The sequence below is a fragment of the Bacillus cereus genome, assembly GCF_002577405.1.
GTDB classification, from domain to species: domain Bacteria; phylum Bacillota; class Bacilli; order Bacillales; family Bacillaceae_G; genus Bacillus_A; species Bacillus_A cereus_AU.
Genome location: NZ_NULR01000001.1, coordinates 149078 through 163692 on the forward strand (window position 1 = coordinate 149078; position 14615 = coordinate 163692).

Genomic DNA, 14615 nt, shown 5'->3' on the forward strand with positions numbered 1-14615 from the left:
TTTCTTTTATAATAAAATCTCTAAATTCCTGAGGTTTTTTCAAAAGATTTTCATATTTATAATTGTTATTCTAGAAATTCCATTTATTTTTCCTAAGTGGCCCGTGAAATAATTTCTTGTTCATCAAGTAAAAACTTCAAGCTTGATAAAGAGATTGTTTGGAGATTCTCTTTCGACATACGTTTTCGATAATGCGTAGGTGTTTCTCCAATCACTTTTTTAAATATGCGGCTAAAGACTACTAAACTACGAAAGCCCACCTGATAAGAAATGTTTTCCACCGATTCATTTGTCATTGAAAGTAAATATGTTGCGTAATTAATGCGCATCCTTAAAATCCATTCCTTCATGCCCATCCCGAAATGATTGTGAAAGACCCGTGAAAGATGGCTTCGATTGATCGCAAGATGATCTGCCACATCCCTTACTGTAATCTCCTCTAGATAGTGCTCTCCAATATATGTCATCGCTTCAATCGCGAGTCGTGAAGACTTTTGTTTTACTCCTTTTGAGAATTCACCACCATCTGTAAGTAATAATCTTAAAAACCGATAAGTCAACTCATTCAACTTTAATTCATCTTCTAATGTATCGTTGGAGCAATTCATACACTCCAAGATAATATCCGAATATTGCTGAATATTAGTTGAAGTAACAGAGTGGTTATCTTCTTTAAAGCTCGAATAATGAATAATTTTGTCTGCTACCTTCCCACCAAATGACAGCCACGCATACAACCATGGTTCTTCTGCATTCGAGCGATAAAAGGTTGATTCCCCTGGGCGAATGAGAAAAATATTTCCTTTCTTTAATGAATATTTTTCATCTTTTACATAGTACATTCCTTTTCCATCCAACACGACATGAATAATGTAGCTGTTACGTACAGCTGGTCCAAAAGCATGAAAAGGTAGTGTTTTTGAAAAACCACAAAATTCAAAATAAAGATCACTTGAGAAATGACGCTGTTCTTTTTTCATAAAGAGTGCTTGTTCCATGTGCTTCTCTCCTCTTCGTGATTGCTTTAACCTAATCTGCCTTTTGAAGGAAAAAATGCAACAAAAGGTTAAATCAATGTCACAAAATGATATAAAATAAAAAACACTTTCTTGTTAAACTATACTTGAAAAAGAAAACCATAGGAAGGAGATTCATGTAGTTCATTAGTTTTTTATGTTTAACTTTGTAAACGCTTTTATATCATTATTAAAATTAAATGAAGAGAAAAATCGGCAATATTTGCACGACTTGGTTCATCACTTGGTGCAAATGGCACTACACTAGCAGTTGTACTAATCGTCAAAGAGCTAGAAGCAAAGCTAAACCATGGCGAGGATGCAACTGAAGAGTTCAATTCTAGTGCTGCACTTGCTCGTTCTAAATAAAGAAGTAGAGGCTATCTAAAATGAACATTATAAGAAAAGATTTCGGTGCAGGTTATACGATTATCACTATTACCAATCTGAATGGCCTGCAATTGACCATTTCAGATTTAGGCGCTCGCATTACAAGTTTAAAGGTACCAACAACGAATGGTCTACGTGAGCTCGTACTTGGTTTTGATACGGCACAGGAATATCTTGAAAAGGATTTATATATTGGTGCCTCAATTGGACGAGTAGCTGGACGAATTCAAAACGGAACTTTTCAAATTGATGGAGAAATCTATAAAGTACAAATTGATGAGACAACCGGAAACACTTTACATGGCGGTACCCCGGGATTTGAAAGTAAAAAGTGGCACTATCAAGTTATCGATAATAATGATGAGGTCTCAGTGATATTTCATACGGTGAGTCCAGATGGTGAAAATGGTTTTCCAGGGAACCTTGATGTCGAGATCCGTTACACGTTAACTAACACGAATGTTTGGAAAGTAGAAACTAGGGCGACAAGTGACAAAGATACCTTGTTTAATCCAACAAATCACGTGTACTTCAACTTAACTGGTGATGTAACGCAACCTGTAGATGAACATACATTATGGGTGGATAGTGATAGATTTTCACCACTTGACCAGGAAAGTATTCCAATTGGTGAAAAGTGGCCTGTAGAAGGAACTGCGTTTGATTTTCGAAAGCCAGTTAAACTCAAAGAAACCTTTAGTAGTACTTTTGGTCAAAAAGAATTAGTGGATGGAATTGATCACCCATTTTTCTTGAACCGACCTGAACTATCACATAGTTCAGTGAAACTCATTAGCCCGGATGAAGTGGTTACAATTGAAATAGCCACAAAAGAACCAAGTGTCGTCATCTTTACGGCGAATTTTGGTAAGAATACGCCTCTCATGCATGGCAAGCAACTTGCAAACCATGGCGGAATTACCTTTGAAACACAGGTTTCCCCGGGGGCTGAACAGTATTCTGATTTTGGGGATATGGTTCTTAGGACGAATTCAACTTATCAAACGATGACTGAATTTCATATTATTGCTCCATTACCATAAGTTAGGGTTGAATGAAGTTAGATTGAATTATTTTCCATAAAGGACTATAAAAAAAGTGAAAACTCCCGAATCGTAATTGTTATCGAGACAAACCAAGAGAGGAGTTTTCACTTTGTACGTTAAGTTTATCAAAATAATTTTGCCATATGATTACGGACTTGGGTTAATTCGTTCTTCCACGGCTTCTTTTCGCCGTGAAATTGTGCGTTGTTGCCATGATCGCTCCTTGTCATATGTATCATGGGAATACGACATTCCTTATACCACGTTAGGAACATATATAGAAAAATTTAAATACTGCTATCAAAATTTATTTAAAATACGATGTTGTTTCTAGAAATAATAAGGAACTGTTACAAGTGATTCAGTGAATACTGAGATAATTTCCTTACTTAGAATAAATGTAAAAGAGAGGTTTATACTTATGGAAAAGAAACGTGAACTAACTTTAAAATTTGCTGAGGTATTTGGACCTCAAGAAACAACTCAATATTTCTCTCCAGGACGTATCAACTTAATCGGAGAACATACAGACTACAATGGTGGCTATGTGTTCCCCGCTTCTATTACTTATGGAACTTACGGAGTAGCTAAACGTCGTGAGGATGATAGAGTATTAGTTTACTCAACGAACTTTGAAGAACTTGGAGTGATTAGCTTCACGTTGAATGAACTAGATTATGATAAAAATGCAAATTGGGCAAATTATGTAAAAGGAGTTATCTTAACACTGAAAGAAGCAAGTCATAAAATAGACTGTGGTTTTGAGTTATTAGTTGAGGGAACGATTCCAAATGGAGCAGGACTTTCAAGTAGTGCTTCACTTGAATTACTGGTAGGCATAGTATTAGAAGACTTGTTCAACTTAGACGTAACGCGACTTGAATTAGTGAAAATGGGTAAAAAAGTTGAAAATGAATACATTGGTGTAAATTCTGGTATCATGGATCAATTTGCTATTGGATTTGGTGAAAAAGACAAAGCGATTCTCCTTGATACCAATACGTTAAAGTATGAAATGGTTCCAGTGGTTTTGGACGACTATGCTATTGTAATTATGAATACTAATAAACGTCGTGAACTAGCAGATTCAAAATATAATGAGCGCCGTGCTGAATGTGAAGAAGCACTCGCACGTCTCCAAACGCAGTTAGAGATTCATGCACTTGGAGAACTAAGCGAAGCAGAATTTGATGCAAATCAAAATCTTATTGGAGATGAAGTCCTAATTAAACGTGCGAAGCATGCAGTTTACGAAAATGAACGCACAAAAAAAGCCAAAGCAGCTCTTACTGCAGGTGATTTAGAAGAATTCGGAAAGCTATTGAATGCTTCTCATACATCTTTAAGAGACGATTATGAAGTAACTGGGCTTGAATTAGATACATTGGTGGCCACTGCGCAAAAACAAGAGGGTGTGCTTGGATCCCGTATGACTGGAGCAGGATTTGGGGGATGCGCCATCGCATTAGTAAAAGAAAGTGAAACCCACACTTTTAAAAATAATGTTTATGATGAATATATCAAAGTTGTCGGATATGCACCTGTCTTTTATGTGGCACACATTGGTAGTGGAACTACAGTGATTAGATGATGAATGAGGTGAAAACGATGAACACATGTCAAGCAATTTATGATTTTACTACACTTGCGATTGAGAATGGAGCCATTGAGGAAAATGACCGAATTTATATGCACAATCAACTATTACGTTTGATTGGCGAATCGGAAATAGGAGAGATTACGAGTGTAGTTGAAACAGACCCACATGTGTTGTTAGATACGCTTATGGATCAAGCGATGAAAAATCATATTATCTCTAAAAACCAAACCAATCGTGATATGTTCGAAGCGCTTTTAATGAATGTGATTACACCACTTCCCTCCAAGGTCAATGCGAATTTTCAGGAGGCATATTGTAAAAGTCCTAAACAAGCAACGGATTATTTCTTTGAACTAAGTAAACGCAATGATTATATAAAGACCCGTGAAATTGCAAGAAATATTCATTATTTAGCAGAATCAAAATATGGTGAACTTGAGATTACTATTAATTTGTCCAAACCAGAGAAAGATTCAAAAGAGATCTTAGCGGCTAGAAATGCACCGAAGGGCAATTATCCAAAATGTTTACTTTGCATTGAAAATGAAGGGTATTTTGGTCGCTTGAACCATCCAGGTAGAAGCAATCACCGAATCCTTAACATCGAGCTAGATGGAGAAGAATGGGGTTTTCAATATTCACCATATGCATACTTTAATGAACACTCCATCGTATTATCTAAGAAGCATCGACCAATGAAAATTTCTCGTGAGGCATTCTCTCGTTTATTTAGTTTTGTAGAAATCATGCCACACTATTTCATTGGTTCAAATGCGGATTTACCTATTGTAGGAGGATCTATCTTAAGTCATGATCACTATCAAGCTGGACGCCATCACTTTCCAATGGCAAAGGCTAAAGTTCTTAAAACATTTGAACTGTCTGGCTACTCAAATATTTCTTGTAGTATTGTCAACTGGCCGATGAGTGTGATTCGCCTCTCTTCTTTAAGCAAAGAAGAACTAATTAATGCCAGTACCTACATTCACGAAAGTTGGAAGAACTATTCAGATGAATTCTTACAAATTCGTGCACAATCAAAAGATGGCACAAAACATCATACGATTACACCAATTGTGCGACGTCGCGAAGAAAATTATGAAATTGATCTTGTACTGCGTGATAATAATGTGAGTGAAGAATATCCTGATGGAATTTTTCATCCACATCCAGATGTACAACATATTAAGAAAGAAAATATCGGGCTTATTGAAGCCATGGGTCTTGCAATTCTCCCTCCGCGTTTGATTGAGGAGCTTCATGAAGTTGAGCTGTACTTGTTAGATAAGGAAGCCAATGTTCCTGAAATCCATCAAAAATGGGCAGATGAATTAAAAGTCCAGGGCGGCTATACGGAAGAGACCATCCAAAGCTTTCTTCAAACTGAAATTGCAAAAAAATTTGAACGCGTCTTAGAAGATGCTGGTGTCTATAAGATGAATAAGGATGGTAGAGCGGGGTTTGATCGCTTTATCAAAGAATTACAAAGCACAAATCGAGAGGGGTTATCAATCTAATATTTTGATAGACACAGGTAGCAACTTTCATAAAAAAAGAATTACTATTTTAAAATAGTAATTCTTTTTTTAACTTGTTGAGCGCCACATAACAAGCCCCATACACACCTGCATCATTATGTAATGCTGCTAAAACTATATCCGTCTTTTTTTGATAAATCTCCATTACTGCTTGGTGAAACCTTTCTTGAATTTGTTGCAAGAAAGGTTCCCCTTGTTCAGCAATCCCGCCTCCAATAATAATTAATTCGGGATTGAACATATGAGCAATATTCACTAGTCCAGTAGTGACATATTGTAAAAACTGTTCATATACATCTTTTGCTAACTGCTCTCCTCCATGTATGCGTTCTATAATTTCTTCACCTGTAATGGTGTTTATTTCTATCCCTTGTAATCTGGAAGCTTCTTGATACTGACGAATTAGAGCTGAAGTTGAGGCATATCTTTCGTAACATCCTTTCCCGCCGCAACTGCAAGCTTCTCCATTATGGACAATTGTCATATGACCGAGCTCTCCAGCTAGTCCGTTTGCACCTTGGAACATTTGACCATTTATCATAATACCGCTACCGATCCCTGTTCCAAGCGTAATTAATACAATATGTTTTTTTCCACTACCTACCCCTTTCCACATTTCACCAATGCAAGCTGAACGAACATCGTTTTCAACAGTTGCGGTATAACCGGTTTCTCTATAAATATAGTCTGTTATGTTCGTGCCACTATACCCCGGAATATTGGCAGAAAATATAACTTCTCCTCGTTCATTGTCAATCAGTCCACATGACGACACTCCAACGGAATGAATCTTATCATTCTTTTCTAATTCACGTATTGTGTCACAAATACGCTGCAGAATTTCGTTTTTTTGATTGTTTGCTGGTGTTTGTATTTTTCCTTTTTCATATATTGTTCCTTGTTCATCAATCATCGCATATTTAATAAATGTTCCCCCAATATCAAAACAAGCGAAGCTTTTCCCCATATTTCTCTCCTTCCTACTTTTATACAATTGTAATTTCGTTATAGAACTTCTCTACAAGTTGAGGTTGTATATAACCTGTTGCTTGCTCTGCTGCATTCGCCATGCCACAAGCAGCAGAAAATCGAAGTGCATTCTTTATCTCATATCCTTTTGCGAGTGCATACGTTATGCCCGCAACCATTGCATCCCCTGAACCAACCGAATTGATAGAAGCTATTTCTGGTAAAATTGCCCTAAACCTCTCATCTTTCGTTATAAGTATCGCTCCTTCTTTTCCAAGTGAAAGAAGAACATACTGTACACCGCCCCGGCATATTTGAGTTGCCGTTGCAACCATTTCTTCCTGTGATACGTGCTGTTTTTGAAGAAACTGACAAATCTCTTGCATGTTTGGTTTAATTAAAAATGGCTTTCCTTGTATACCATGAGATAATGTTTCCCCACTTGTATCTAATATAAATTTCTTACCATTTTCAGCAGCTTTTTGCGCTAACTGTTTATAAAATGATTTTGGAATGCCACTTGGTAAACTTCCCGATGCAACAATAAACTCAAAGTTATCTACAATTTTTTCATATTTTTTTATAAATAGAGCTATTTCATCTTCCGAAATAGCTGGACCTGCTTCTAATATTTCTGTAGCTGAAGCAGAATTCTTTGTTATTAATGCTAAGCAATTGCGAGTTTCTTCTTTAATGGAAACAAACTCGTCTGTAATTGATAGTTCTTTCAACTTTTCTCTTATAAAATCGCCATTTCTACCACCGAGTAGGCCGCTACCTGTAATTTCTATGCCTAATAAGCAAAGTACCCTCGATACATTAATACCTTTGCCACCAGCTGTTTTTTCATATTCTTTCGTGCGATGTACTTCATGTGGCTTTAATTCATCTAACTCATATCGCATATCAACAGATGGATTCAATGTGATCGTTGCAATCATAAGAATAGCTCCTTATACACGATTCAAACTTTTACACATCTTTATTTTATCTGCAACGACTCGTTTCATCTCTACAATAGCGTCTGCAAAGTATTTTCGCGGATCATTTTCTTCTGGGTGTGTTTGTAGGTAATTGCGTAACGCTGTGACAAATGCGATTTTTAACTCTGTTGCGATATTCACTTTACAAATGCCCAATCTGATTGTTTCTTGCACTAAACTATCAGATAATCCAGATGCTCCATGAAGTACAAGTGGAATATCAACTTGCTTTTGAATATCTGCTAATCTTTGTAAATCTAACTTTGGTTCTCCTTTATATAAACCATGCGCTGTTCCGATTGCAACTGCTAATGAGTCAATATTCGTGCGCTCTACAAATTCTTTTGCTTGATACGGATCTGTATAGATTGAGTTTTCTACTACTATATTTTCTTCTATTCCTGATAATTGACCTAATTCCGCTTCTACTGTTGCTCCGTATTGTTTTGCATACGAAACAACTTCCTGAACAATCTGAATATTCTCTTCAAACGAATGATGTGATGCATCAATCATAACAGAGCGAACCCCTAAATCAATACAACTTTTAATATCTTCTATATCTTCATGATGATCCAAATGTAGGCTAATTGGTACATCATATCGCGTTCTTGCCGCTTCAATCATATTCACAAGAATTTCTTTTCCCATATACTTTATCGTACCTGGTGTTGCCGCGATAATAACAGGTGATCGTAATTCTACCGCGGTTTCAACTACCGCTTTTAAAGTTTCTAAGTTATGAATATTAAAAGCAGGAACCGCGTATCCACATTCTTGTGCATTTCTTAATATAAATTGAGTTGAAACAAGCATATTCTCAAACCCTTTCCATTTTCTTTTTATATTTCATTTCTCCTCTAACAACTGTTCCGAGAAGCTCTAAATCGTCTGTTAATATAAGAAAATCTGCTCTTTTTCCTGGTGCGATGCTCCCAATTTCTTTGTCAACTCCAACACTTTTGGCAGGAATAAGTGATCCCATGTGAACACTTTCCCATAACGATGCATTTGTCCATTTCTTGATATTCTTCACACCATCAATAAATCGAAGTGTGCTCCCTGCTAAAGATCCTGTTTCTGTTCGAGCAACTCCATCTTTTACATGAACAGCAAATTCTCCTAAATGATATATGCCGTCTCCTAATAAGCCCGCTCGCATGCAATCACTAACTAGACAAGTTTTATCGTATCCTTTACATTTATACAAAATATTCACTGCACTTGGATGTACATGATGTCCGTCTGCAATGATTTCACTGTACACATGGTCAGTAGAAAGTGCAGCTCCAACAACGCCAGGTTCACGATGATGTAGCCCCTTCATTCCATTAAACGTGTGCACAAAGATTGTCGCTCCTGCTCGAATTGCTTCCTGGCATACTTCATAATTCGCATCTGTATGACCAATTGCCACGCGAATATTATTTTTTACCGCTTGCTGTATAAAGGCGATAGCACCTTCTCTTTCTGGTGCAATTGCAATTTTTCTAACTGTTCCTTCTGATTCAGCAATCCACTCTTCTAGCAACTCAATCGTTGGGTTAATAAAATATTTTGGATTTTGCGCACCTTTATAGGCTTCAGTAAAACAAGGTCCTTCCAGAAAAGTTCCAATAATAGTTGCTCCTGCAACTCCCTTTCTTTTTGCATGAGCTATATTTTGTAAAGCCTTTGTCGTATTTTCTAAAGAATCAGTTAATGTTGTAGGCAAAAAGCTCGTAACACCATTTTCCAATAACTGAATAGAAATATTGTTTAACGATTCATATGTACAATCCATTACATCGTGTCCCGCTAAACCATGAATATGTGTATCAACAAATCCCGGAGCAATAATACTCCCTTCAAAATCCATTACCATTGCTCCGTCTACTATTTCTTCAACATGTTTTAGAAAGTAGCCATTTACAATATGTAAATACCCACTTTCACGTACCCCATCTTCGAGTAAATACATTGATGCTTTGACATAATAATTCATACATTTCTATTCCTTTCCTTTATAGGGATGTACGGTCACACCTCGAACGACACGATTTACACTTCCGCTTGGGCAAGGATTATCTGGAGTAATGCCTAATGCAATAGATTTATATAATGCTAAAATTTGACCATATAATATATAAATAAACGTAATATATATATCATCCTTCAAATCGTTTCCGTCATTGCATAAAAATGTATTGCAATACTGCCTTGCTTCCTGGCTATCTTGATGCGCAATGACAATAATATCGTTTCTATCTTTCTCCTGATAAATTTCTCGTAATAAATCAATATCATACTTTTTTGTATACTCATCATTAGATAAAAACAATACAACAGCTGTATCTTCATCTAAAATTGATTTTGGTCCATGTCTAAATCCAAGCGGCGTGTCAAACATAACGGGAATGCGGCCAGCCGTTAACTCTAAAAATTTTAGTGCAGCCTCCCTAGAAAGGCCTTCGAATACGCCTGATCCTAAAAATACAATTTTATGAAATTCTTTTTCTGCAATTTGCTTCATTTCCCGTTCTTGCTTTTCGATTACCTTCTTTCCTAGCTGAACAATATCCGTAATGCTAGATTGTAAAAGAGGAATTTCGTTATAGTTACATAATAAAAGTGCCGTTAACATCATAGAGGTAAAACTGCCTGTCATCGCAAACCCTTGATCATTTGCCTCCTTTGGCATATACATTACGAAAGCATTCTCTTTATGTTGAAATTGTTTCGCTAAATTCCCTTCTTCATTACAAGTTAAAATAATATGGTAAACGGAATGAATCATTTGTTCTGCTAGCTCCACTGCCGCTACACTTTCTGGACTATTACCAGAGCGAGCAAACGATACTAAAATTGTTGGGATATTTGGTTGTAAATAATAATAAGGACTTGAAACGATATTTGTTGTTGGAATGCTTTCAATCTGCATTTTCTTTACATCTACTATTCTTTTTATATATGGAACGAGTGTATCTCCAACAAAAGCTGATGTTCCAGCCCCAGTAAAAATAATTCGTACTTGCTCATGCCTTCTTGAAATATGGGAAAAAAACGCTGTAATTTCATGATGATTACTTTGAACATTTGAATATACTTGTTCCCAAAGATCTGGCTGCTGTGCAATCTCTTTCGCGGTAAAACACGCTCCATATGTTTCTCTTATTTTTTCATTTGCATGTAATAACATGTGCAAACCCCCTTAACATAATTTCATATCTTATAACGTCATCATTACCAGTTGAATTACAATAAGTATAATGATACTTATTGTAATTCAACTGTGTAAGTAAATTTATCCCCTCTAGCAATCGTCTCTGTGTATTCCATTATATTTTCTTTTGCATATGCGATTCGCTCTAATAATAGAGATGGATCATTCACTTGAATTTGCAGCCATTTTGCATGATCCTCATTTGCTGCAATTGCTTTAAAATTTTCTACTGCTCGCGTAATATGAACTTGATATTTTGTACGAAAAATTTCGTACATTGGTGTCTCTTCTAGCTCTGTCTTCGTTAAATACAGAAAAAACTTTACTGGAATATACGACGTTTCAAACAACATTGGTTCTTTATCAGCTAACCTTAGTCTTGTAATTTGATAGACTTCTTCTTCAAACTCAAGCTTCATAATTTTCGCTACTTTCTTGTCGCAATTCATAATAGTAAAGGATACTACTTTTGATGATGGCACTTTCCCAAACTTTTTCATTTCTTCTGTGAAACTATAAAAATGAACAAGACTTTGATTAAATACACGAGGTGAGACGAAACTTCCTTTTCCATGCTTTTTATAAATGTATCCTTCTTTCTCTAACTCTTGCATTGTCTGTCTTACTGTTGTTCTGCTTACATCATGAATCTCACATAACTCACGCTCTGACGGAAGCTTATCATGTTCTTGTAATTTCCCAGTTTCAATTAACTCTACAATAATATCCAGCAGTTGGTAATATAGTGGTGTTCGATTATCTTTTTCAATCATAATTTACTCCCTCATCCATAAAATTGTTATAACCATTTTATGGCTATTATAACGAATGGAAATAGGAACTACTACCACTTTCTCATATTGAAGTGGAAAGTGGTTCTCCATCAGTTAAAATTCTTTTCACCTATATTTCCCCATTTTGAGGTGACTCTTACGATACAGGTTAAATTCCTTACTTTACTTGTTTCATTGTTTTCTGCAATTCTGTTACATATTGTTTCACCTGTTATTCTTGATTTTTCAGCAGCAAAAGCAATTAAATGACTATTTGCCGAAATCATTGCAGACGTTAAGTTTTCTTCATATTTAAGTTTCATTTTTTGCTTCCAGCTTCGACTGTAACCAACTGTTTTTTTTCTGACTGAACAAATGGGCTGTAGGAATGAATCACAACATGATCCGGCGCGAAACCTTCTTCATCAAAAATAACAATTTCATTTTGCTCTTTCAGTAAGGATGCTGGAATCTTATAATCCTCCTGTGGTCCAATGTTCCAGTACCTTCCTAAACATTGGCCGTTTACCCAAAAACATCCTTTGCTCAACTGATTCAAACGAACCTTTACAATAGAGCCATTGTCAGGGTTCCAGGTAAAACTACTTTTATGCCAGCGGGGATTAATAGTTTGTTGATCACTATTATTAACAATCTTCCATTCCCTTACCTCATGTTGCTGGGCAAATGCTTTCGTTTTCCATCCAGAAATTTGCTCCTTTTCATTAAACAAATAAAGGTCGAAACGACGAATACTAGTAATATTCTGAACATCTAAATCCAAAACATTTTCCCCTTGCTTTAAGGCATCACTTATATCTGCAACTCCATAAACAGCACTGTTTCTTGACCAGCCCGTTTGACATTCCATCAAAATTTTACCCTTTTCACCATTTACCGTAACACGCGAAACGCCTTCACCAACGAGAAACGCCCGATCATAACCCTCATTCTTGAAGGTTTTTAAAAAGGCGATACGCCCTTCAATCCTTGGTATTTGCGATAAATGATGTTGAATCCCACAGCCTTCAACCTGCCATTCTCCTCGTAAGGACAAATATTTTCCGTTAAGTGCTGGCGACTCACTAATGCCCTTCGGTTCCCCTACCACCTGAGAATAGTTAAAGCGTCCCATATTCTGAACGAGGCATGTTAACGTATTTTTCCCTTTTTTCACTGGAACCTCAATTTCAGCAGCTCCAATCTTGCTAAGCTTCCCGACAAATTGCTGATTACAGAAAACCATAACTGGATCCTCGATGCGAGGAAAGACAACCGTCGTAGTTTGCGTTTCTTCTGTATCAAATTCACTTTCATAGCCTAAATAGCCGCTAAACTGTCCAAAACTACTGAAATCAAGCGGTTTTTCTGCCTCTTTCACCTTTCCTGTTAAAAAAGAAAGAGGTTCATCTGCCGTTTTCCATGATAATTTATTTAGTCCAGTATCCTCTTCAAGCTTAGGAACAATGACATCCAGCGATGTTCTTGTGACAACTTCAATAGAATAGCTGGATCCATCCTTAAATAAAAGCTTTATTGTTTGTGATTGACTTCCATGAAATAAATGAAAAGCAATACTGCCGTCTTCTAACTCTTCGAATCGATTTGGTGTTGGACAATGAATTTCTGCCTTTTGGTCAAGCTGTACAACTAAAGTAGAACGTTGCCCATTTTCGTGATAAATCACCGCATACCTAGAATTAAAACCTGTTGTCTGTCCCGTTAATGTTTTAATGGTAAAACTATTTCCTACCTTAACATTGCGAACAATCGGTAAAACGGCATTGGCTTCAATCGTAAACGGAACAAGCTCATTGCCATGTCTCACATGGGATTGAATTCTTTCATTCCTATTATTCTCAATAAATAGTACTTCGCCATGAGGACTGACAATTCGCTCTGATTTAAGGTCACTTGACAGCTCCACATCAGAAGCAGCTTGTTCTGCATTTGTGAATAGCGGTTCCAGCCATTTGACAAAGGAATGGTATCTTTTTAATACTTCATATTTTCTGGTTGGCTGCAAGTATTCATCAATAGCAACATCATAATCATATGTTGTCGTACAAAAAACCTGTTCACTAACTGTCCGACCACCCCAATGATCAAAATTCGTGCCACCAAAATACATATAATAATTAATGGCCGTAAATCCATTGCTCAAGAGCTTGTAACACTCACGTTCAAGCTGCTGGGGGGTTTTTTGATTCGCTTTATTTCCACCCCAGTGTTCAAACCAACCAATCCAAAACTCCATGACACCTTTCGGCTGATTTGTATATCTTTCGTCTAATATCGCAGCCGCATGTTTTGAATTTGACCAAAAGTTGCGAAATTCTACAGCACCATTAACTGCTCCGTAGCATGTAACGAATGGTACTTCGATGCCTCTTGCAATCATTCCATCCCGCAAGTATTCCATATATTTCTTATCGGGTTTACCGTAAGCTTGGAATTCATTTTCAATCTGAACCATGATAACTGAACCGTTTTTCGTTAATTGATACTTATCAATAATTGAAATAACCTGATCAAAATATTGATCTACATAGTGTAAAAAACTAGGCTGTGCCGAACGATATTGAATATCTTTTTTCGTAGAGAGCCACCACGGAAATCCACCAAAATCCCATTCTGCACAAATATATGGACCAGGTCTTGCAATGACATATAATCCTTTATCAGCACATAATTGAAGAAAATGTGCTAAATCTTTGTCGCCAGAGAAATCCCATTCACCTTCCTTCATCTCATGGAAATTCCATGGAATATAGGTTTCAATTGTATTACATCCCCCAGCTTTTGCTTTTTCTAAAACATCATCCCATTCAGCCCTTGGAAGACGGAAGTAGTGGATGGCAGCAGATAAAATGAAGATTCTCTTATTGTGAATCTTCCAACTTTTTTGGTCATAAGTAATCATTTAATCGCCTCCATATTTGTTATGCACCAGATATTCTTGGCATCCATATTGGTTATTTTTCAAGCTCTGCCCCCATATTTAATGAAATAATAGCTGTTTTTTAATGTCTTGATACCTGGGAGCTTCGACAAAAAATCCGATTATTCCATGCACCAACTGTATTCCAATGCTGCTG

12 protein-coding genes are annotated in these 14615 nt (G+C 36.6%); 3 read left to right on the forward strand and 9 right to left on the reverse strand.

Annotation, left to right across the window (positions count from 1 at the left end; translation table 11 throughout):
• Window positions 1-92: 92 nt before the first annotated feature.
• Window positions 93-998: an AraC family transcriptional regulator gene (locus COC96_RS00780; protein ID WP_098266775.1), complete on the reverse strand. Its 906-nt coding sequence runs from the start codon at window positions 996-998 to the stop codon at window positions 93-95.
• 407 nt (window positions 999-1405) lie between these two features.
• Between COC96_RS00780 and COC96_RS00785 the strand changes: the two genes are divergently transcribed.
• The 3 genes from COC96_RS00785 to galT all read left to right on the forward strand — a co-directional run bounded on the left by COC96_RS00785 (window position 1406) and on the right by galT (window position 5569).
• Window positions 1406-2449 carry a galactose-1-epimerase gene (locus COC96_RS00785; protein WP_098266774.1) on the forward strand — a complete coding sequence of 348 codons (1044 nt, stop codon included), beginning with the start codon at window positions 1406-1408 and terminating at the stop codon, window positions 2447-2449.
• Between the two features lie 424 nt (window positions 2450-2873).
• Window positions 2874-4043 carry a galactokinase gene (locus tag COC96_RS00790; RefSeq protein ID WP_098768095.1) on the forward strand — a complete coding sequence of 390 codons (1170 nt, stop codon included), beginning with the start codon at window positions 2874-2876 and terminating at the stop codon, window positions 4041-4043.
• Window positions 4040-5569 (forward strand): UDP-glucose--hexose-1-phosphate uridylyltransferase, encoded by a 1530-nt coding sequence (gene galT / locus COC96_RS00795; protein WP_098266772.1) that lies wholly within the window; start codon window positions 4040-4042, stop codon window positions 5567-5569. The genes COC96_RS00790 and galT overlap by 4 nt, the downstream gene beginning before the upstream one ends.
• A gap of 49 nt (window positions 5570-5618) precedes the next feature.
• On the opposite strand, the gene COC96_RS00800 is transcribed toward galT, so the two are convergent.
• The 8 genes from COC96_RS00800 to COC96_RS00835 form a co-directional block, all read right to left on the reverse strand.
• On the reverse strand, window positions 5619-6557 hold the full coding sequence (locus COC96_RS00800; RefSeq protein ID WP_098266771.1) for an ROK family protein: 939 nt from the start codon (window positions 6555-6557) through the stop codon (window positions 5619-5621).
• A 19-nt stretch (window positions 6558-6576) separates the two neighbouring features.
• Window positions 6577-7500, reverse strand: coding sequence for a 1-phosphofructokinase (gene pfkB, locus COC96_RS00805; RefSeq protein ID WP_098266770.1), 924 nt, complete (start codon window positions 7498-7500; stop codon window positions 6577-6579).
• A 12-nt stretch (window positions 7501-7512) separates the two neighbouring features.
• Window positions 7513-8358 (reverse strand): tagatose-bisphosphate aldolase subunit GatY, encoded by an 846-nt coding sequence (locus COC96_RS00810; RefSeq protein ID WP_098768096.1) that lies wholly within the window; start codon window positions 8356-8358, stop codon window positions 7513-7515.
• A gap of 4 nt (window positions 8359-8362) precedes the next feature.
• Window positions 8363-9526, reverse strand: coding sequence for an N-acetylglucosamine-6-phosphate deacetylase (gene nagA / locus COC96_RS00815; protein WP_180234943.1), 1164 nt, complete (start codon window positions 9524-9526; stop codon window positions 8363-8365).
• Window positions 9527-9532: 6 nt separating this feature from the next.
• Window positions 9533-10720, reverse strand: coding sequence for an SIS domain-containing protein (locus COC96_RS00820; RefSeq protein WP_098768097.1), 1188 nt, complete (start codon window positions 10718-10720; stop codon window positions 9533-9535).
• 77 nt (window positions 10721-10797) lie between these two features.
• Complete coding sequence (locus COC96_RS00825) at window positions 10798-11517, reverse strand: GntR family transcriptional regulator (RefSeq protein ID WP_098768098.1); 720 nt, start codon at window positions 11515-11517, stop codon at window positions 10798-10800.
• Window positions 11518-11627: 110 nt separating this feature from the next.
• Window positions 11628-11840 carry a hypothetical protein gene (locus tag COC96_RS00830; RefSeq protein WP_257201242.1) on the reverse strand — a complete coding sequence of 71 codons (213 nt, stop codon included), beginning with the start codon at window positions 11838-11840 and terminating at the stop codon, window positions 11628-11630.
• Complete coding sequence (locus COC96_RS00835) at window positions 11837-14440, reverse strand: beta-galactosidase (protein WP_098768099.1); 2604 nt, start codon at window positions 14438-14440, stop codon at window positions 11837-11839. Before COC96_RS00835 ends, COC96_RS00830 begins: the two co-directional genes overlap by 4 nt.
• Between the last annotated feature and the right edge of the window lie 175 nt (window positions 14441-14615).